This is a genomic window from Fusobacteriaceae bacterium (assembly GCA_031272775.1).
Lineage (GTDB): Bacteria > Fusobacteriota > Fusobacteriia > Fusobacteriales > Fusobacteriaceae > JAISST01.
Map to the genome: position 1 here is coordinate 1 of JAISTB010000038.1, position 19,661 is coordinate 19,661.

At 54.1% G+C, this 19,661-nt stretch carries 19 protein-coding genes and 5 tRNA genes; 11 read left to right on the plus strand and 13 right to left on the minus strand.

Annotated elements, in window-relative coordinates:
- Positions 1–416 precede the first annotated feature (416 nt).
- The 3 genes from LBQ97_09065 to LBQ97_09075 form a co-directional block, all read right to left on the minus strand.
- Positions 417–1,778, minus strand: coding sequence for a sodium:solute symporter family protein (locus LBQ97_09065; protein MDR1832858.1), 1,362 nt, complete (start codon positions 1,776–1,778; stop codon positions 417–419).
- Positions 1,779–1,866: 88 nt separating this feature from the next.
- Complete coding sequence (gene bioB, locus LBQ97_09070; GenBank protein ID MDR1832859.1) at positions 1,867–2,823, minus strand: biotin synthase BioB; 957 nt, start codon at positions 2,821–2,823, stop codon at positions 1,867–1,869.
- A gap of 97 nt (positions 2,824–2,920) precedes the next feature.
- Entirely contained in the window at positions 2,921–3,889 is a 969-nt protein-coding gene (locus tag LBQ97_09075) for a biotin--[acetyl-CoA-carboxylase] ligase (GenBank protein MDR1832860.1), read from the minus strand.
- Between the two features lie 139 nt (positions 3,890–4,028).
- On the opposite strand from LBQ97_09075, the gene LBQ97_09080 reads away from it, so the two are divergent.
- The 8 genes from LBQ97_09080 to LBQ97_09115 all read left to right on the plus strand — a co-directional run bounded on the left by LBQ97_09080 (position 4,029) and on the right by LBQ97_09115 (position 8,174).
- The gene (locus LBQ97_09080) at positions 4,029–4,838 is read left to right on the plus strand and encodes a DUF368 domain-containing protein (GenBank protein ID MDR1832861.1); all 810 of its coding nucleotides are present in this window, start codon (positions 4,029–4,031) and stop codon (positions 4,836–4,838) included.
- Between the two features lie 57 nt (positions 4,839–4,895).
- Positions 4,896–5,705, plus strand: a complete 810-nt coding sequence (locus tag LBQ97_09085; GenBank protein MDR1832862.1) for a histidinol-phosphatase HisJ family protein — start codon at positions 4,896–4,898, stop codon at positions 5,703–5,705.
- Positions 5,706–5,821: 116 nt separating this feature from the next.
- Positions 5,822–5,911 (plus strand) — tRNA-Ser (locus tag LBQ97_09090).
- A gap of 5 nt (positions 5,912–5,916) precedes the next feature.
- Positions 5,917–5,993 (plus strand) — tRNA-Arg (locus LBQ97_09095).
- Positions 5,994–5,999: 6 nt separating this feature from the next.
- Positions 6,000–6,076: transfer RNA gene (locus LBQ97_09100), tRNA-Arg, on the plus strand.
- 45 nt (positions 6,077–6,121) lie between these two features.
- Positions 6,122–6,544 carry a pyridoxamine 5'-phosphate oxidase family protein gene (locus LBQ97_09105; GenBank protein ID MDR1832863.1) on the plus strand — a complete coding sequence of 141 codons (423 nt, stop codon included), beginning with the start codon at positions 6,122–6,124 and terminating at the stop codon, positions 6,542–6,544.
- 11 nt (positions 6,545–6,555) lie between these two features.
- Entirely contained in the window at positions 6,556–7,314 is a 759-nt protein-coding gene (locus LBQ97_09110; GenBank protein ID MDR1832864.1) for an EFR1 family ferrodoxin, read from the plus strand.
- A gap of 80 nt (positions 7,315–7,394) precedes the next feature.
- Positions 7,395–8,174: a ferredoxin gene (locus LBQ97_09115; protein MDR1832865.1), complete on the plus strand. Its 780-nt coding sequence runs from the start codon at positions 7,395–7,397 to the stop codon at positions 8,172–8,174.
- A 45-nt stretch (positions 8,175–8,219) separates the two neighbouring features.
- Here the strand turns inward: LBQ97_09115 and LBQ97_09120 are convergent, their stop codons facing one another.
- The 6 genes from LBQ97_09120 to LBQ97_09145 all read right to left on the minus strand — a co-directional run bounded on the left by LBQ97_09120 (position 8,220) and on the right by LBQ97_09145 (position 14,168).
- Positions 8,220–9,644 carry an AAA family ATPase gene (locus LBQ97_09120; protein MDR1832866.1) on the minus strand — a complete coding sequence of 475 codons (1,425 nt, stop codon included), beginning with the start codon at positions 9,642–9,644 and terminating at the stop codon, positions 8,220–8,222.
- Positions 9,645–9,904: 260 nt separating this feature from the next.
- Positions 9,905–11,128, minus strand: a complete 1,224-nt coding sequence (locus LBQ97_09125; protein ID MDR1832867.1) for an ATP-binding protein — start codon at positions 11,126–11,128, stop codon at positions 9,905–9,907.
- A gap of 114 nt (positions 11,129–11,242) precedes the next feature.
- Entirely contained in the window at positions 11,243–11,794 is a 552-nt protein-coding gene (gene thpR, locus LBQ97_09130; protein ID MDR1832868.1) for an RNA 2',3'-cyclic phosphodiesterase, read from the minus strand.
- 1 nt (position 11,795) lies between these two features.
- Positions 11,796–12,656 (minus strand): prolipoprotein diacylglyceryl transferase, encoded by an 861-nt coding sequence (gene lgt, locus LBQ97_09135; protein MDR1832869.1) that lies wholly within the window; start codon positions 12,654–12,656, stop codon positions 11,796–11,798.
- Between the two features lie 125 nt (positions 12,657–12,781).
- A tRNA-Arg gene (locus LBQ97_09140) sits at positions 12,782–12,858 on the minus strand.
- An 83-nt stretch (positions 12,859–12,941) separates the two neighbouring features.
- Complete coding sequence (locus LBQ97_09145) at positions 12,942–14,168, minus strand: FprA family A-type flavoprotein (protein ID MDR1832870.1); 1,227 nt, start codon at positions 14,166–14,168, stop codon at positions 12,942–12,944.
- A gap of 528 nt (positions 14,169–14,696) precedes the next feature.
- On the opposite strand from LBQ97_09145, the gene LBQ97_09150 reads away from it, so the two are divergent.
- Both LBQ97_09150 and LBQ97_09155 read left to right on the plus strand, forming a co-directional pair.
- Positions 14,697–15,365, plus strand: coding sequence for a DUF1275 domain-containing protein (locus tag LBQ97_09150; GenBank protein MDR1832871.1), 669 nt, complete (start codon positions 14,697–14,699; stop codon positions 15,363–15,365).
- 89 nt (positions 15,366–15,454) lie between these two features.
- Positions 15,455–15,541: transfer RNA gene (locus LBQ97_09155), tRNA-Leu, on the plus strand.
- 63 nt (positions 15,542–15,604) lie between these two features.
- On the opposite strand, the gene LBQ97_09160 is transcribed toward LBQ97_09155, so the two are convergent.
- The 3 genes from LBQ97_09160 to msrA form a co-directional block, all read right to left on the minus strand.
- On the minus strand, positions 15,605–15,862 hold the full coding sequence (locus tag LBQ97_09160; GenBank protein ID MDR1832872.1) for a hypothetical protein: 258 nt from the start codon (positions 15,860–15,862) through the stop codon (positions 15,605–15,607).
- Positions 15,863–15,934: 72 nt separating this feature from the next.
- Positions 15,935–16,603 carry a hypothetical protein gene (locus LBQ97_09165; GenBank protein MDR1832873.1) on the minus strand — a complete coding sequence of 223 codons (669 nt, stop codon included), beginning with the start codon at positions 16,601–16,603 and terminating at the stop codon, positions 15,935–15,937.
- Positions 16,604–16,638: 35 nt separating this feature from the next.
- A complete protein-coding gene (gene msrA, locus LBQ97_09170) occupies positions 16,639–17,130 on the minus strand; it encodes a peptide-methionine (S)-S-oxide reductase MsrA (GenBank protein ID MDR1832874.1) in 492 nt (163 codons plus the stop codon).
- A 147-nt stretch (positions 17,131–17,277) separates the two neighbouring features.
- Here msrA and ade point away from each other — a divergent pair, with 147 nt between their 5' ends.
- A complete protein-coding gene (gene ade / locus LBQ97_09175; GenBank protein MDR1832875.1) occupies positions 17,278–19,077 on the plus strand; it encodes an adenine deaminase in 1,800 nt (599 codons plus the stop codon).
- On the opposite strand, the gene LBQ97_09180 is transcribed toward ade, so the two are convergent.
- The gene (locus LBQ97_09180) at positions 19,055–19,582 is read right to left on the minus strand and encodes a hypothetical protein (GenBank protein ID MDR1832876.1); all 528 of its coding nucleotides are present in this window, start codon (positions 19,580–19,582) and stop codon (positions 19,055–19,057) included. The two genes, ade and LBQ97_09180, sit on opposite strands and share 23 nt — an antisense overlap.
- Between the last annotated feature and the right edge of the window lie 79 nt (positions 19,583–19,661).

Sequence of the window (19,661 nt, forward strand, 5' to 3'; positions counted from 1 at the left end):
GGCGGTCAAATCTGACTCGGTGCGGCAGGGCTCAACAAAAAGCAAAAAGAGCCGTATGAAATCTGGCCGTGTTACCGGCCGGTTTTCTATATGGCTCCCATTATCCGCATGATAGCATAAAAAATGTGAATTGTAAATAGACGCAAAAAGAAATTTTTGACACGATGAGGCGGACAAGAGGTGCAAAAAATGAAACAGCGCGGGTTGCAATAAATTTTAAATTATTTTTGTATATGATTGGGCCGACGCCTGTATATGGGGGCGTGTCCGTTGCAAGAGACGCAAGGCATTGCGTCTCTACGGGGGGTATTCTGCATGTCGCCAATAAAAAAGGCGGAACCGAAATTCCGCCTGTAAAATCGCGTTCTATGCCTAACAAATCATGACTCTTTTCTTTCTGCCTTCAATATAGCATATTATTCATTGAAAAACAAGGTTGATTTTTTCCCCGCCAGCAAGATCCCCCCGTTCAGCAAAAAGGCCAGAATCATCACATAATTCCCACGGGTCCCGCCGTAGAGCTTCCCGCAAAGGGCGACGACGCCCCCGGTGAGAATGGCTGCCATCACGACTTTTTTCGACGGCCGGAGTCCCAGCATACCCGCCAGCGTCGGAATGATGAGCGCTCCCGAATAGACCGTGAAGGCCAAAAGCAGCGTCGGCAGGATGTCCTGTCTGTGGATGGCGATGACCATGGACGCGGCCCCGATTACGGCCATAAAGGCTCTCGTGGCGCTGATGCCCCGCCGGCTGTCGAGATCGTCGGTAAAGACCTGCGCAATCAGCGACGCCGCTGTGATCAGCGTCGTATCGGCCGAGGAGATCACCGCCGAAAGCAATCCCACGTAGAGTCCGAAGGCCACGAAACCCGGGAGTTTTTGCGAAGCGATCATGAAGAGCACGGATTCCTTTCCGATCGCTCCCTGACTGAAGGCCTGGGTCGCGTAGATCCCGATTTTTCCGAACATGAGCCCCAGGGGAACGAGAACCGCGATGCAGATCACGATGGCCCTCTTCATGGTCTTTTCGTCCTTGGCGCAAAAAAGCCGCGAATAGACGTCGGGACCCACAAAATATGTGCTCGAGTACGTGAGGAACAGGATCAGAAGATCAAGCCCCGTGAATTTCGCGTTGAAAAAGCCGGGCGCGGGCGTCGTAACAGGCGTCGTCCGGATAAAGGCCCAAGTCAGGACGAGGCCCGCGAGGATAAAGAGCAGTTGCCAGAAGTCGGTCTTGAGGACCGAAAGCTGGCCGCCGCAGAGCGTGTAGAGCGTGAAGACGGTTCCGGTAATGACGACCCCCGTCGCGAAGGAGATCCCCAGAAGGACGGTCAGAATCTTGGCCGCGCCCATGATCTGCGCCGCAACAACGCCGATCCAGGCGATGGAAATAATCAGAGACGAGAGTTTTTTGACCCCATCGCCGTAAAATCCGCCGAGAAGGCCCGGCAGATTGTAGCCTTGATAGTCCTTGAGGCAGCGGACGAGAAAAAACAGGACCACGAGACCCAGTGCCGCCGAAAGCATAAACCACGAACCCGCCCAGCCGATCCGATACGCGGAATCGACGGAGCCGATGATGGCGCTGCTCCCCAGCATGGTGGCCAAGAGACTTCCGCTCACCTGAGCGACGCCGGCTTTTTTCCCGGCCACGTAAAAGTCCCTGCCGTCTTTGACCTTGCGCCAGGACCGATAACCGACAAAGAGGGTGAAGACAAAATAGACCGTGATGAAAACAGATTTTAAATGGATTGCGCTGATTGTATTGCCGATTGACATGATTTTGTTGCTCCTTTACTGATAAGCAGTGATTCCATTGATGGGAATGAATACGTGATTTATTTATTGCATATTCATTTACCGGGTATTACACTAAGGTATATCCCAATTCCGCGAACAATTTGAGGTCATTGTCAATATTTGACCCCGTTGTTGTCAAGAAATCTCCGGTAATTGTCGCGTTGGATCCGGAGCGGAACACGGCCCGGTCGTCGCCCAGCATGGCCCGGCCCGCCGCCATTTTGATGAAGGCCCGGGGGTTAATGAAGCGAAAGATCGCGATGACCCTGAGGGCTTCGTCCAGTTCGATTTTTTCATTATTTTCACATGGCGTTCCGGGGATCGGATTCAGGAAATTGACCGGTATCGAGCGGATATCCAATTCCCGCAGGGCCAAGGCCAGATCAATCCGGTCTTCCATGGTCTCGCCGAGTCCGATGATGCCGCCGCTGCAAATCTCCATGCCCGCCGCTTTGGCCGCCTTGATGGCCGCGACTTTGTCCCGGAAGCTGTGCGTCGTGCAGATTTCCGGAAAATAGCGCTCCGAGGTCTCCAGATTGTTGTGGATACGGGTCACGCCGGCGTCTTTCAGCATCCGGTACTCCTCTTCGTTGAGGAGACCCAGGGACGAGCAGATCTGCTGCGGCAGGTTCTCCGCCCTCAGGGCCCTGACGCTCTCGCAGACTTGCTCCAATTCCCGGCGCGGGAGCTTCTTCCCCGCGGTCACGATGCAGTAGCGGGGGATTCCGCGGTCGGCGTTGTATTTGGCGTCTTCGACGATGACCTCCGTGCCGTAGAGCGGATGGCAGTCGATTTCGGCGTGATTGTGGGCCGATTGGGCGCAGTATTTGCAGTCTTCGGAGCATTTGCCGACCTTGCCGTCCAATATGGCGCAGACGTCAAAGGCATTTCCGCAAAAATGGGTCCGGATCTCGTCGGCTGCCGCGCACAATTCCTCGAGAGGGGCCTCCGCCAAATACAGGGCCTCTTCCCTCGTGACGGATTCGCCCCGAAGGACCTTTTCTTTCATTTCCTGGGTGTTCATCATTTCTCCTTTTTCAAATTGATCAATGTTTTGATGCAACCTGTACGGGCGCGCAATGCGTGCCCCTACGACCTTCTCCAACCTGCCTTTGTGCGAATCATGATTGAATTTTCACGCTGATTTCCCCCGAAAAGAGCGAAACTCGCTTCCCGTCGGGCAGCCGAACAATCAGCTCCCCGGCCTTGTCGATATCCTCGGCCGTCCCTTCATAGGGCACGTTTTCGAGGACGAAGCGGACCGTTTTCCCCAATACGAAGGACGCCGCCCTGTACTCGGCGATCAGCCCCGCGTCGTCGTCTTCGGCAAGGATCGCGAAGAATTCCTTCAAATACTCCCCCATAAGCTCGTTGCGGATGGCCGCCGGTTGGACGTCCTCAAAGATCGGGCCCGCGATGTCCCTGAGCTCCGGCGGAAAATCCCGCGCGGCGAAGTTGACGCCGGTTCCCACGATGACAGCCGAAATATTGCCCGTCTCGTAGTCGAGGACTCCTTCGGTCAGGATCCCCGCGATTTTTTTCCCGCGCAGATAGAGATCATTGACCCACTTGATGGCGACGTCGACGTTTGCCACCCGATCGATTGCTCTTTTGAGCGCGACCGCGTTCCTGATCGTCACAAGGGCCGTATTTTTGTCGTTTATCCCTTCACGCAGAATGACGCTCGTGTAGATGCTGCCCGGGGGCGACCAGAATTCCCGGGAAAAGCGCCCGTAACCGCCGGTTTGTCGGTTGGCAACAAGGACCGTTTTGTCTTTCGCGCCTTCAATGGCCATGATTTTCGCCGTTTTGTTCGTGGACGGAATGCTGTCGTAGCAGAAAATGTCAATGCCTTTGAGACTTTCGGGCAGCCGGTGGCGGATCCCCTCAGGCGTCAGGATGTCGGTTTTCCGGTAGCGATAGCCTTTGTTGCCGGCGCTCTCGATGACATGGCCCTCCGCCTTCAGCTTCCGGATGGCCTGCCAGACCGCTGTCCGGGAAAGGCCGAGATATCCCGCAATTTTCTCCCCCGAGGTCCCGGCGTCGCCGCTCTCTATCAGATAGCGCAGCACTTCGCTTTTCGTTTCCATTTGACCTCCGTTATCGTTAACATAAAATCAAATTTGCTTAACGACGATATTATATCTTATTTTTCTCTCTTGTGCAACGCTTTTTTTTATGATACAATATCATGGCGCGAATATCGCGCGCAAAGGGGGCAATTTCATTTTGAAAGAAACCGCGATTGATTTTCTCAAAGGCCTTGTGATCGGATCCATCAACGTGATTCCCGGCGTTTCCGGCGGTACCATGGCCGTGATCCTCGGAATCTTTGAAAAATTGACGGAATCCATCAGTTGCTTTGTCGGGGCCGCCCGGGCGAAGAAGCTGCAATACGTCAAATTTCTCGCCGCCGTGGGGATCGGCATGGCCATCGGCATCGTGACCTTTACGAATATCGTCCTTTATTTTCTGACCCGCTGGCCCAGGGCCACGGCCGTCGTTTTCATCCTGATGGTCCTCCCCAGTATTCCGCTGATCGTCAAGGGGCTCGACAAAAAAGATCCAAAAAATATCGGTTTTTTCGTTCTGGGACTGATTCTGACCGGCATATTCGTCTTTCTGGACGCGCGCTACGGCGCCGGAGAAGCGAGCGTCGGCGCGCCCGTCGCGGTGACCGCCGCGTATTGCGTCAAAATGCTGCTCTGCGGAGCGGTGGCCGCGGGAGCCATGATCATTCCGGGAATTTCGGGCTCGCTGATCCTGCTGATTCTCGGCGAATACCACCATATCATCGGCTTTGTCGGCGATCTGGCCAAACTTCCGGCGCTCCTCGGGGCCTTTCCGGGGCTATCGGCCTTTGCGCGGGAATTGCATCTGATTCCGGTGTTCTTTTTCGGGATCGGCGTATTGCTGGGCCTTGTCTTTGTGGCGAAGCTGCTGAATTTTCTGCTGCGGAAATACAAAGGACCGACGCTCTTTTTCATCACGGGCCTCGTGATCGTATCCCTGTACCAAATCTGGCTGAAGCTCAGCTGAAATCCATAAAAGGGCCGGAATATCCGGCATGAACCATTTTGAGGGGGAAAAACGAAGATGATTGATCGGGATTACCATATCCACACGGCCTATTCCAACGATTCGACGCAGGATATGGAGGAATCGGTCAAAAGCGCCATTGCCTTGGGTTTGCGGGAAATCGCTTTTACCGACCATTACGAACATGACGTGGAGACCTTTGACTACGAGGGGGATTACTGGCTGGACCGTCCCGCCTATATCGCGGGCGTACTGCGAATGCGGGAAAAATACGCCAGGGACATCCGTATCCTTTTGGGCGTTGAGATCGGCGCGCAACCGGGGCTGGCGGACTATTTCGCCGGAGAATTGGCCAATGACCCCTGGGATTTCATTATCGCCTCCTGTCATACGATCGACCGGATCGACCTCTTCTTCGGCAAGGTCCAGGAAGGGAAAACAAAAGACGAGATGCAGGACCTCTATTTCCGGAACCTGTTGGAACTCGTCAGCGGCTATGACTGCTTTTCGGTTTTCGGACACCTCGACTACGTGACCCGCTACGGAGGGGAGCGCTTTCGCGGGCTCAATTACGAGCGGCAGCGCGACGTCATCGACGAGATCCTGAAGATGCTTATCGCCAAGGGCAAGGGCATCGAGATCAACACCTCGGCCTTCCGCTACAACGAAGGCCGCTTTTATCCCCACCCCGACATCGTCCGGCGCTATTTCGAACTGGGCGGGGAAATCCTCACCGTAGGCAGCGACGCCCACAAGTGCGGGGATATCGCCCGGGATTTCGACAAGGTCGCGGATTTTCTCCGGAGCGTCGGAAAGCCCTATATCACCGTGTACGAAGGCATGAAACCGCGTTTCGTCAAGATTTGAGAGGCCCCCTTTCCCGCCGGAAAATCATGAAGCCGGAAAAAACGGAAGAGAAATTTTAAAAAAAGGGATTGACGGAAAGACGAAAATCTGTTATACTTTTTAAGCTGAATCAATACGGAAAGATGGTCGAGTGGTCGAAGGCACATGCTTGGAGAGCATGCGTACGGGAAACTGTACCGTGGGTTCGAATCCCACTCTTTCCGCCAAATATGCACCCATAGCTCAGATGGATAGAGTGCTGCTCTCCGAAGGCAGAGGCCGTGCGTTCGAACCGCACTGGGTGTACCATTTTTTGCGCCCATAGCTCAGATGGATAGAGCGTTGCCCTGCGGAGGCAAAGGTCGTGCGTTCGAGTCGCGCTGGGCGCGCCATTTTTTTAATTTCCGGGGGAAACGCGGAACCACAGGAGGCCACACATGAACGCAACCAACATTTACGTAGAAGTGCTGAACAACACCAACCTCATCGCGCTGGCGACCGCGGTGGACAATATCCCCAGCGTCAGGGTCGTCAATTTTTACTATAATCCGGAAAAACCGCACATCCTGTACTTCGTATCGGACCGGGCCGACCGGAAAGTCCTCGAGTTCGCGAAAAACAACGTGATCGCCTTTACGACAATCCCCGCGGAAGGCATTGCCCACGCCCGCTCCCTGAAAGCCGGCGTACAAAAAAGCGCCCTGACTTACGGGGAATTCGCCAAAGCCCTCGGAGAATCCACTCCCGGAGAGGAAGGATCCGCCGACGGAAACGGCGAATTGCTCGACGTCTATGAGATTCTCGTGTCGGAAGCGGAAGCCGTCACTGAAAATGGCGAAGTTGTGCGCATCCGCTTCTAAGGAGGCATACCATGATAGTATATTTTAGCGGTACCGGCAACAGCGAATTTGTGGCGAGACGCGTCGCAAAAATCGTCGGAGACGAGCTTATTTCCCTCAACGCGGCCATCAAAAACGGAATTCCCGGAAATTTCCACTCGGAAAAGCCCTGGGTCTTCGTCTGCCCTGTCTATGCCTGGCGTATGCCCAGGATCGTGGAGGATTTTATCGAAAAGTCCACATTTACAGGAAGCCGTGAGGCCTATGTCCTCATGACCTGCGGAGAATCGGCCGGGAGCGCCGGCGATCGGGCAAAGATCCTTCTCGAGTCAAAAGGTCTGACTTTTCTGGGTTTCTCAGCCTTGAAAATGCCCGAAAATTATATCGCCCTGTTCTCGGCCCCCGATCCGGAAGCCTGCCGGGAAATCATTGAAAAAGCGAAGCCGGACATGGACCGGTTGGCGACTCAAATAAAGAATCGCAGCCCCCTTCAGACAAAAACCGGCGGGGTTCTGACAAGACTGCTCGGCGCGATGATCAATCCCCTGTTTTACCGTTTTATCATCAGCGCCAAGGGCTTTCACGCAACGGACGCCTGCACATCCTGCGGGGCCTGCGTCGATCTCTGCCCGCTCAACAACATTGAGTTGCGGGATGGAAAGCCGGTCTGGGGAGACCATTGCACCCATTGCATGGCCTGCATCTGCCGCTGCCCCACGGAAGCGATCCAGTACAAGAAGCGCAGCGAAAAAAAGAGGCGATATTTTTTGAATCAGGAAGAAGAGGTCTGACATCCGCGCGTCGTATCCCGCGAGGATTCAGCATGAGCAGATACATGTGATTGACATCGTCACGTTTTACAGGAGGAAAAATGGAAGGAAAATTGCACGCCATGTATTTCAGCCCCACCCGCACGACGCAAAGGGTCATCGCGGCCCTGACGCCGGTTATCGGAGAAGGTCTCGGTCTTGCCCGCGAAGACATTGACCTCACGCGCCCCGCCGCCAGAGAAAAAGCTTACGCCTTCGGAAAAGAGGATTTGCTGATCTTCGGCTTCCCCGTATACGCCGGACGGATCCCCACCCTGCTGGAAAGTCTGTTTCCGAAGCTCTCGGGAAGCGAAACGCCCGCGGTCGTCATCGCAACCTACGGAAACCGCGATTACGACGACGCCCTTCTTGAGGCCAAAGATCTCCTGACGGCGAGAGGCTTTGTGGTCATCGCCGCCGGCGCCTTTATCGGGGAACATTCGTTTTCAAACATACTGGCGGCAGGAAGGCCCGACCGGGATGATCTGGACATCGCCGCGACCTTCGCCGGTAAGATCGTCGAAAAACGTCGCGGGGGAAGTCCGGCCGCCGTTTCCGTAAAGGGGAACTTTCCCTACAGAGACGGAATGGCCGCCATGCCCTTTTTGCCCAAAACAAAAGAGGCGTGCACAAAATGCCTCGCCTGTGTAAAAGGATGCCCCATGGGCGTTATCGATCCCGCCGATCCGGCTCAAGTCAGCCCGGGCTGCATTCTCTGCTGCGCCTGCGTGAAAATCTGTCCCGTCGGGGCCAAGTATTTTGACGCCGAGCCCCTGGCCAAAATGCGGGCCAGACTTGAGGGGAATTTTATGGCCCGAAAAGAGCCCGAGCTCTTTTTGTGACAAGCGCTCCACCCGACTCCGGATCATGGCGGATAAACTTGCCCCTCATCCGAACAAATCCTGCATCGTGACTTCCGACTGCGCGAGGTAGGCGTATTGGTTTCGCTTGACGCCATAAGTCGTCACAAACGTCATATGAAGGCCTTTCCGGGTTTTTGTCTCTTCGGCAAAAGCCCGGATTTTTGCTTCAAGACGTTCCGCGTAACTTTTGTCGATCGCAAATTCCCGAAGGGCGTACTTGATCTCACAGAGATTGATGATATGATCGGCCCGGTCGATCACGAGGTCGATCTGCGCGCCCGGGGCATAGTCGCCGTTACCGTTACTTCGCCAAGCTGACGTATTGGCGACGACGCCGGCGATGCCGAGGGCTTTCCGGATCTGCTCCTCATGGGCGAGACAAACCAGTTCAAAAGCATACCCGCGCCAGGCGTTTTGGCTGCCGGCGCTCAGGCTTTTCGCCCAAAACGCAGCGTCGTTGTTTCCGCCTTCCGCGAGAAAGCGGCGCCAAAACAGGGTGAAGGGATCCGTGAGCTGATAGAGCGCGCCCCTGCTTTTTTTGGCATAACCGTGGTACTTGCGGATAAAGCCGCTGGATTCCAGCTCATCGAGAACTTTTGTCAGCGTCCCGCCGTCGGGTAAATTCGCCACCGAAACGATCTCTTCCCTCGGGAGACCCGATAATTTTCCCGCAAGGGCCGTGACTATTTTCCGATGGTTTTCGTCATTTTTGAACAGTGTCTTATAGAGCACCTGATATTCGTCTTTCAAAGGGGCGTTCTCTCCGAAACAGAGAAAATCCACATTTTGCGCAAGCCCGTAGTCCGGGCGGAACTGATCGAGATAAAAGGGAATGCCGCCGAAAATCATATAGGCTTCGACGATCTGATAGCGGTTCAGCACAATGTGACGCGAGTGGAAAAATGCCTCGCATTCCGCCAGCGTAAAGGGCTTGAGGGCCATTCGCCGCGTCACGCGGTTGAAAAGTCCGCCGGTATTTTCAAACAGCTTTTTCACAATCCAGGACGTCGCCGACCCGCAGGCGATCAAAAACACGTCCGGCCGGGCCGAAGCGAAACTGTTCCAGAAATATTCCAGCGCGGACAAAAAGCCGGACGCGCGCGTATCCAACCACGGCATTTCATCGATAAAAATGACTTTGCGGCCCGGGGATTTGGCGGTTTTGATCAGCTGTTCCAACTGGAGGAAAGACTCCAGCCAGTCATTTTTTTGCGGGTAGGGTGTTTTACCGTATTTATTCAGGGCAATGTTGAACATTTGCAGCTGTTCCTCTTTGCTTCCGTCAAAACGGCCTGTGCAATAAAACGCAAAGCGGTTCCTGAAAAATTCCTTGATTAAAAATGTCTTGCCGACTCTTCTCCGGCCATAAACAGCTAAAAATTCGGGCTTTCCGGATTCCATATAGCTTGTAAGCGCCTTGATTTCCTGCTTTCTGCCGATTATCTCCATCGGGGGTCCTCCGAAAGCCAGCGCTAAGTGGTATAAAAAATATAGTTAGCGCTGAGTTCTCTGAATTGCTCTTACGGATATTATAGGGCAAAACGGCTTAAAAGTCAAGCAATATCAATGTTTTAGAAAAAATAAATCAAAAATAGATTTCAGCGCCAAGTCACTTTTTGAAGGTACTTGGCGCTGATTTTAAAAATGATATCATCTGTAGGGGACGCGACGTACAAGAAGGGTTTTTCGACCTCAAAGTCTGAAATTTTTCATTCCTGCAAAAAGTCAAGCAGATTCTTAACCTCTATGCCCTCATAGGAATTCACAAAACTCCGGTCCATGGTCAGGATGACTTTGCGGTAATTGTCCTTTGCGCTTTGGAGCGAAAAGATCTCCCGTTTTCTTGTGCCTTCGTCCCGGATACTTTCCGAAACCTGATAATAGATTTTCTCATCGGGTTTGACCGCTATAAAGTCTATCTCCGTCTCGCCGACCTTTCCGACGGACACGTCATATCCTCTTCGCCTCAATTCGAAATAGACGATGTTTTCCAGCAGATATCCCCGATTGACGTCCCGATATCCCAAAAGGATGTTTCGGATGCCGGTATCTACGATATAGTATTTATCCAGCGTTTTTAAATACTCCTTCCCCCGGATGTCATAGCGGGGAACGCCGTAAAAAATATAGGCGCTTTCCAGGGCTTCAATATAGGAAGAAATCGTCTTGCCCGCAGGAGGTTTTGTCTTTCCCCCGATCTGGAGTTCCTTTTCCCGAACAAAGGCGTTTCCAATGCTGTTGGGAGAGACAAGGCTCCCGATATTATCCGCGAGGAAGAGAACCAGTTTTTGCAGCAGGCGCTGATCACCGACGGCGTTCCGCTCCACGACGTCCCGCAAGACAATCGTGGAATAGATTCCTTCCAAAACGGGATTGATTTGATCCTGCGCAAAATTGTACTGAACAATCCCGGGCATACCGCCATACTTCAGATAGGATTCGAATTTTCGTTCCATCCCTGCGTCGGACTCAAAATCATTGAAATCCAGAAATTCTTTGAAGGAAAGCGGATACATTTTGATCTCCACACAGCGTCCGCCCAGCATTGTGGCAAAGTCCGAAGACAGCAGGCGGGAATTGGAACCGGTGATGTAAATATCCGCCGGGAAGTCCACCCGAAATGAATCTATGGCTCTGGCCCAATTCTCTACCATCTGGACTTCATCCAGAAGAATGTAATGCTTTTCCGTTCCCGATATCAAGGCGGAAACGGCGCGGTACAAATCCATGTAGTTTTGAATATGCGAAAAACGCAGAGACTCAAAATTCATCCGGATGATCCTTGTTTCGGGGACTCCGCTTGCGAGCAGATATTCGACAAACAATTCCAGCAACGAAGATTTGCCGCAGCGTCTGACGCCGGTGATGATTTTGATTTCTTCTTTATCCTTGAAGGATTTCAGGACGGAAAGATAAGCGTCTCTCGCTTTCATACAATCACCTCAACCTGAGTATACGCTTTTCAAGGGAGAAAGTCAAGAACTTTTCGACCTCAAAGTCAAAAACTTTTATTTTTTATAAATTTCTGACTTGGAAGCCAAAAACTTTTATTTTTTTGAAATTTCATACTTTGAAGTTGCAAAATTTTTATTATACATCGCCGTATACGTCAGCTTCCCCTGAATCCGTTCCGATTTCATCAACGCTACGCTAATGACGTCAAAGGTAAGCGCCGCGGGTTCCGGGGGGCTGTATCCCTGTCGCAAATTCACCCCGCGCCCCAATGTCACGTGGGGCCGAAATTCTCTGTCATCAACGCGAAAACCCGCTTCCCGCAGGCGCTCGCACAGATCCCGCTGCAATTGCGTCAGCGCGTCATTCTTCCCGACGCCGATCCAACGGACGTCGCCCCCTTCCCGGCGGAAGCGGCCGGTTTTTTCCAGCGTCAGGGAAAAAGGCGCGAATGCCAGACGCTTCAAGACCGATTTCACCAAAGCGGTCTCCCTGCTGTCGCATTCGCCGAGGAAAGCCAGCGTCAAGTGAAGATTATTCGCCGCGGAAAAAGTCCCGGAAATCGCATTGTCCCGGAGCTCCGTGATCAAGGTTCGCAGGCTTTCCCTGACGTCGGCGGGAAAATTGATCGCGATAAAAAGGCGCATGTCAGGCCTCCTTGCCACGGGCCAACATCAGCGCCGCGAAAACCATAATCAGCGCGCTGACCGCGTGGGGGGCGCGGAAGGGGCCGATCATCAGGTCCTCAACCCGGAAAAAGCTCACGATGATCCGGTTGACGCTGTAGAGGATCAGGTACCACCACCAGAGCCGGCCGGGCTTTTTTCCGCATTTTTTCCGCAACACAAACCAGATCAGGCAAAATCCCGCCAGATTCAGGACCGATTCGTAAAGCATGGCCGGATGCAGGGCCACGCCGGGAAATTCGGATCCCGCCGGGGATGAAGGCGGAAACACAAGCCCCCAGGGGACTTTCGGCGCGTATTGCAAACGTTCGGCGGCCGGCAGGGTCAGATAGCGCGCGTACCAATCCCCGAAGGCGGGTTTCAGCCGGAATATGACGGACCAGGGCGTCACGACAGGAACGCCGTGGACTTCCCCGTTCATAAAATTTCCGATGCGTCCGACGGCCTGTCCGAGGATGAAGGGCGCCGCCATCAGATCCCCGAAGGCCAAAAAGGGGATTTTTTTTATCCGCGAATACAGAAAAGCGCCAAAAAATCCGCAGATGATCCCACCGTGAATCGCGAGGCCCCCGTGCCAGACCGCCGGAATCTCAAGGGGATTCGCGAGATACCAGGGCAGGTGGAAGGCCACGTAATACAGACGCGCGCCGATGACGCCGGAGATCATGGCCACAAAGGCGAAGTTTTCGACGGCGGGCTGTGGGATCCCCTTCTCCCGGGCGTGGCGCTTGGCGACCGCCAGCCCGAGCAAAAAAGCCAGCGCAATGCAAATCCCGTAAAAACGGATATCCAAATTTCCGATGCGTATCAAGGTCGGATGCATTATTTCTCCTCTCCCCGATTCCGGACTCAGGCCGGGGTTTCCGTAGACTTATCTGTTCCCATTATACAACAAAAAAAGAAAAAGGGCAACAAAAAGCGGGGCTTTGCGACCCCGCGTGATTTTCTTGGCGCGCCCGGCAGGACTCGAACCCGCAACCCCTTGATCCGAAGTCAAGTGCTCTATCCAATTGAACTACAGACGCGTACAGTGATTACAGCGATTGCTATGATTACATGAGTAAACGATGACCTTATTCGTCATGGCTCAACCGTCAGGGGTTCCCCGTCAGGATTTCATTTGTGAGGTTTCGGTCCCGTTCAGGTGTTCGGCCATACTGATGGCGATTTGTTTCAGCTTCGCGATGTCCTCTTCCTTGGGGGAACCGTGAGCTTCGACCGGAGGCGCGACCAGGGTCAGTCCCGGCAGGCTGTCCACAAATTCCTGAATGGCGCGAACGCCGCCCCCCGACCACATCATGCTGCCGAAGATGCCGACGAAGCGATTCTTCAGGCCGTAATTCTTCAGCTTGTGCAGGATCGGCACGAGCTTTGGGTATGCGGTCGTGTTGTGGGCGCAGGAACCCAGGATCAAGCCCTGATATTTCCAGATCCGGCTCACGATATCGGTCGAGTCCACTTTGGACGAGTCATAAATCCGGATATCGGTAATGCCCGATTCCCGCAGTTGAGTCCCGATGACTTCCGCCATCTGGGCCGTATTGCCGTACATGCTGCCGTAGACGATGACGACGCCCTTCGTCTCGGGCTCGAATTTCGCCCATTTTTCATATATCCGCACGATCCCCGGCACGTCCCGCCGCCACAGAATCCCGTGGGCGGGGCAGATCATTTTGATGTCGAGGGCGCCGAGCTTTTTGATGGCCATGACGACTTGAGCGCCGTATTTGCCGACGATGTTTGAATAATATTTGCGCATCTCGCTCTTGTAAAACGTGAGGTCCACCTCATCGTCAAATATACCCCCGGAAAGGGCCCCGAAGCCGCCGAAGGCGTCGTTGGAAAAGAGAATCCCCGACGTCTTGTCGTAGGTGACCATGGATTCGGGCCAATGAACCATGGGGATCATGGCAAACGTCAGCTTGTGCTTGCCGAGGTCGATTTCGTCCCCTTCCTTGATCGTGATGAAATTTTCCTCGGGGAAGTTGTGGGCGAGCGCCTTCAGCATCGGGAGACTCTTGGCGTTTCCGATGATCTTCATGTCCGGGTAATAGCGGACGAGTTCCTTGAGTCCCGACGAATGGTCGGGCTCCACGTGATTCACCACGAAATAATCGGGCTTCCGGCCGCCCAAAGCCTCATGGAGCTTGTCCATGAACGTGATTGCCGTATTGATTTCCACCGCGTCGATGACGCAGATTTTCTCGTCTCTGATAATATAGGAATTGTAACTGACGCCGTTAGGTATCGGGATATAATTTTCAAAGCGTTCCTTCTGAAAATCATTGACGCCGATCCACGAAATATCGTCGCATATTTTAACCGATCGAAACATCCGGATCCTCCTTTTGTGATTCGCTGACTCTCCCATTATAGATGATTTTCCGAAAACTTGCAAGGAATATTTTCAAGGGCCTCCGATTCCGCGGAATTTCCCTTGATTTATGAGGATTTTTGTGATAGAATCAAACTGCGGTCCTTCCCCGCAAAAGAAAAACCCGGGGTAGCTAATCCCGGGTTTTACCCGCAATCTCAATGAGTAGCTAATTCATTTCCGATTGCTTAAAGGTTTTTTCCTTCAGTCAAGTAGCCAACTCTATCTGTCCGAAAAACCCTTTGTCATTTCCCGGCCTCCGGAGCCACCATCGGTCAGGAAATTATAATTTGTCTTGCGAGGAGCCACCTGCAAGAAAAATTCCGTTGCTTAGCAATATCACTATTGCTACAATTCATTTATAGCACATATTTTCCCGTTTGTAAAGTGTTTTTTCAAAAAAAAATTTATTGACGTTTTTATAAGCAGTGCAAAATCTACCTTGTGACAATAAATACTCTTGTTGGTTATTCATTATTGGGAGGGTCAATGTACAGCAAAATCCTGCTCTTGTGGATCTATTGTCTCGCCTTTACGGGGGGCATGGTCAATACGGTCTGCGTCGCGTATTTCGCGACGACAGTCTCGCATTTTACCGGCGTCGTTTCCCGCTTCGCCACTCATGTGGCGGCGCTTCGCTTCCGGGACATGGGGAGCGCCCTGGCGCTGATGGGGGCTTTTCTCCTGGGGGGCGCCGTCTCGGGCTTTATCGTCCACGAGCGGGAATTCAACCTCAAGAAGCGCTACGGCATTATCCTGCTCTTTACCGGAGCGGCCCTTGCCCTGGCAAACGCCCTGACGGCCGGCCGCGTCTATCCCTTTATGCTGTTTCTCGCGTTCCTGATGGGCCTTCAGAACGGGTTGCTCCTCCGCTACAACGGCGTCGTCGTCCGCACGACCCACATGTCGGGCAATCTGACGGATTTGGGCGTCTACCTCGGCTATTTCCTGAGGGACCCCGCGAACCGGAACCATCTCGAAAAAGCCTTGATTTCCCTGTTCTGCATTCTGTTTTTTGCGGGAGGCGGCGTCTTCGGCATGCTGCTGTATCCTGTCCTCGGGCGGCGTTTTTTCTATGTGACAGCGCTCTTTTACTGGCTGATCGCGGCTTTTTATTTCCGGATCCGTCATCTCCGGCTCCGCGGCTACATATTTTAGCGCGACAAACGCTTCGCCGAAATCTTTCCCGAAAAATTAAAATTTTCCATTGACATTTTGGAAAAAATGCGTTAGAATCTTACTGTTACGCCTAGGTGGTGAAATTGGTAGACGCACGGGACTCAAAATCCCGCGGTAGCAATACCATGGGGGTTCGAGTCCCCCCCCAGGCACCAAACGCATAAAATCACACGTTAAAACATCCGTCCCGCAGGACGGATGTTGCCTTTTTTTGCCGCTCACATGATTTCGTTGAAATTCAGCACATATTCGAATTTGTTCATGGTCTCGGCCAGAAGCTCCAGCTCCGCCTTCAACATGGACGTATCGTCTACTCCCAGCGCCTCGTCGCCTTCCCCGCTCAGATGGCTTTCGATAATCATCCTGCGGAAGGCCATGGAGCTCAGGCTGATGATAAAATCCTCCTTGGTAAAGGCGATGGATTCCTCAAATTCCACTTCTCTCAATTCGGGATTGCTCTGCTCGATTTTTTTCATTGATTCACCCCTATAGGTTTTGACTTTTCTGTATACTCCCAGTTTTGTCTGCTTTGTGATTTGCGTCGGGTCTCAGTCGCCGGTCCTGGCCGTGCCGAGACGCTGTTTCAGGTTTTTGATCAGGGCCTGGAGCTCTTCGTTTTCTTTTTTGAGCCGCTCCGTATCCTCATAGAGCTTCCGGCCGTCGGCCTTGAGGGCCTCGTTTTCCCGGGCCAGTTCGCCCAATCGCGATTCCGTTTCTTCCTTTTCCCGCCTGAGCGTCGTAATCGTCTGCTTTCCCGCTTCATTTTCGGCCCGCAGGGTCGCCGTTATTTTCTCCCCGTCGGCGCTTTCGGCGCTGAGCCGCTTGATATAATTCTGCAGTTCCTCGGTCTCGAAGCTCTTCTTTTGGGCGAAGGACTCAAAATCTTTCCGTTCGCTCTCTTTTTTCGCGACCTCCCTTTCCTTGGCGGCGACATTCGCCTTTGCCTCGGCGAGCCCGTCCCTGAGGCCGGCCAGTTCTCCCCGCAGTTTCTCCGCGTCTTCTTCGAGTGCGGCGATTTTGTCCTCAAGGCTCAGTTTCGTCTTGAACAGCTCGTCGTTATCGGCCGTCAACCGCTCCTGGTCCTGCATGGCGAGCTTCAGCGCCTTTTCCAATGAGGCGTTTTCCCTCGTCAGCGCGTCGTTTTCTTCCCAGACGCAACCCGAAAGGGTCAGCATCAGGATCGGGAGAAAAAATTTTGTCTTTTGGTTTATCTTCATCGTAAATCCCGTTCCGTAGCCCAAAGTCGGCAAGATCAGAATATTTTTTTGTAAAAATGGCAGTAGGGCGCGGTCCCCTTGTGTTCGTAATATTCCTGATGATAGTCTTCGGCGGGCCAGAATGTCTCCGCCGGTCTAAGGGCCGTCGCCACCTTGTAGCCTTTTTCCGTCAGGATGCCGGTGTATTTTTCGGCAATGGCTTTTTCTTCCGGACTCCCGTAAAAGATCGCCGAGAGGTATTGAGAGCCGATATCCGGACCCTGACCGTCGGTCTGGGTAAAGTCGTGGGTCTCAAAAAACAGCCGGACGAGAGCCTCATAGTCTGTCTTCCCGGGGTCGTACTCCGCCTCGACGCACTCGAGATGGCCTGTGGTTCCGGTCTTGACCTCGACGTAGGCCGGACGCTCCACGCGTCCTCCCATAAAGCCTACGGTGGTCGAGACGATCCCCGGCGCTTTCATGAAAAAGTATTCGGTCCCCCAGAAACAGCCTGAAGCAAAATACGCTTTTTTCGTTTTTTCAGACATTTCATCGCCTCCGCCTTATTTTTATATATTGTATCCGCATTTGTCTGAAAATGCAAGCAATAATCTTGAAATTTTTAAAAAATTTTTTTCCCATGGAGAAAAAAATACGCTATAATAGAAGAGGAACAAAATCTGAATAAGGAAGTGATGAAAATGCCCGCATTTTCCAAAAATACGCTCTGGGACGTCAGTCCCGCGCTATCTGCCGTGGCCCAGGGAACGATCCCCGCGGATCTCGTGATCCGGGACGCGAAACTCGTCAACGTCTGTACCCGTGAAATCCTCGAACACACCGACGTCGCCGTATCCCGGGGGAGGATCGCCCTGGTAGGCGACGCGGCCCACTGTATCGGAGAGAAAACCCTTGTGGTCGAGGCCCGGGGCAGATACCTCGTTCCGGGTTTTCTCGACGGCCACATCCACGTGGAGTCCTCCATGCTTTCGGTGGGCGAATACGCCGCGGCCGTCATTCCCCACGGGACGACGGGCATCTATATGGACCCCCATGAGATCTGCAATGTGCTGGGCGTCCCCGGCGTCGACTGCATGATCGCCGACGGCAAGCGGACGCCGCTGAAATCCATGGTCACCATGCCCTCCTGCGTCCCTGCCGTACCGGGCTTTGAGGACGCCGGCGCCGAGATCCGTTCCGGAGACGTCCGCGAGGCCATGAAATCCGAAGACATCGTCGGTCTCGGGGAAATGATGAATTTTCCCGGAATCCTGTTTTCGGACCCGGAGACCCACGCCATCGTCGGCGAAACCCTGAAAGCGGGCAAAATCGCTACGGGCCATTTTTCGATCCCCGACACGGGAAAAGGCCTCAACGCCTACGCGGCCGCCGGGATCCGCTGCTGTCACGAGTCGACCTCCGCCGCCGAAGCGCTGGCCAAGATGCGGCTCGGCATGTACGCCCAGATCCGGGAAGGCTCGGCCTGGCACGATCTCCATGACGTCTCCAAAGCCGTGACGGCCAATGAGATCGATACCCGCTTCGCCTGCCTCGTCAGCGACGATACCCACCCCAACACGCTGATCCGGGACGGTCACTTGGACCACATCCTGAGGCGGGCCGTGGCCGAAGGCATAGATCCCCTGACGGCCCTCCAGATGGTGACGATCAATACGGCCCAGTGCTTCAAAATGGATCATGAACTGGGATCCGTGACGCCCGGGAAATGCGCCGACCTCGTCCTCCTCAAAGACCTCAAAGACTTCGCGGCGGCGGAAGTCTGGATCGACGGGGAGCATGTGGCCTCGGAGGGAAAGATCCTCTATACGCCGGAACCCGCCGCTTTTCCGGATTTCGCGCTGCATACGATGCATGTCAAACAAACAATCACGGCCGATTCCTTCCGGATCGAAGCGCCGGGCCCGGATCGTGTCCGCGTCCGGGTCATCGAGGTCATCCCCGCCCGGGTGGGCACCTACGAGCGCGTCCTTGACGTCGCCCCCGTAAAGGGAAGGATCGAATCCGATCTCTCCCGGGATCTGCTCAAGGCCTTTGTCTTTGAGCGCCACCACGGGACCGGCAACTTCAGCTGCGGTCTCGTCAAAGGCTTCGGCATCAAAAAAGGCGCCATGGCTTCCACGGTAGCCCATGACGCCCACAATCTGCTGGTTCTCGGGACAAATGACGACGATATGGCATTGGCGGCCAATACGCTGATCGAAGCCGGAGGCGGCATGGTTGTCGTCGCCGACGGAAAAATCCTCGGCCTCGTGAAGCTCCCCATCGCGGGTCTTATGGGGGACAAGCCCGTGGCGCAAATGGCCCGGGACGTCGAAGCCCTCGAATCCGCCTGGGACGCCATCGGCTGCGCCATGCCCTCGCCTTTCATGACCATGGCGCTGATCCCTCTCGCCTGTCTGCCCGAGCTCCGGTTGACGGACAGGGGCCTTGTGGACTGTGTGAATTTCCGCTTTACGGATTTCTTTGTGAAATAAGATAGACGGCGATCTTTCGTCTGCGGGTCTCGCAAAGGTACACGCCCCCGCCGGGGGTGAACTGCCGGACCCGTATTTTAGCCTGCGACAGGCGGTCGCCCCAAAAGGCCGCCAGCGTCCCCATCAGCGCGCTTTCCACGTCGCGCTCGGCGGGCCCCGCCATCCGGAAAAATCGAAAGACCGCGTCACAGTATGCCCCGGGCGTTCCGGCCGTCACGATCAGGCCCAGCCCTTCGGGAAAAGCCCCGAGCATGGTCTCCGGATCAAAACGGGCCACGTCGTCCTCCGTAGCGAAGCGGATCAGGACGGCGCTTGAAAAGAGAACTTCCGCCCCTTCCCGGGTTGCCAACTCCAGGAGAGGGCCCCCAAGGGCATCGGCCACAGGCCTTTCCGCCGGAACTTCCCGCATAAAAAATTTCAATTCCCGAAGACGTTCCCGGCTTGCGTAAATCACGGGAGCGTCTTCGCCCATAGAGACTTTCCCTGCATGAATGATCTTTCTCATCCGCAATCCTCCTTACTTTTCCTCATCGCCGATCCTCATGATCATCCGCCGGGCGCTTCTGCCCTTCCTTTTTTACGAT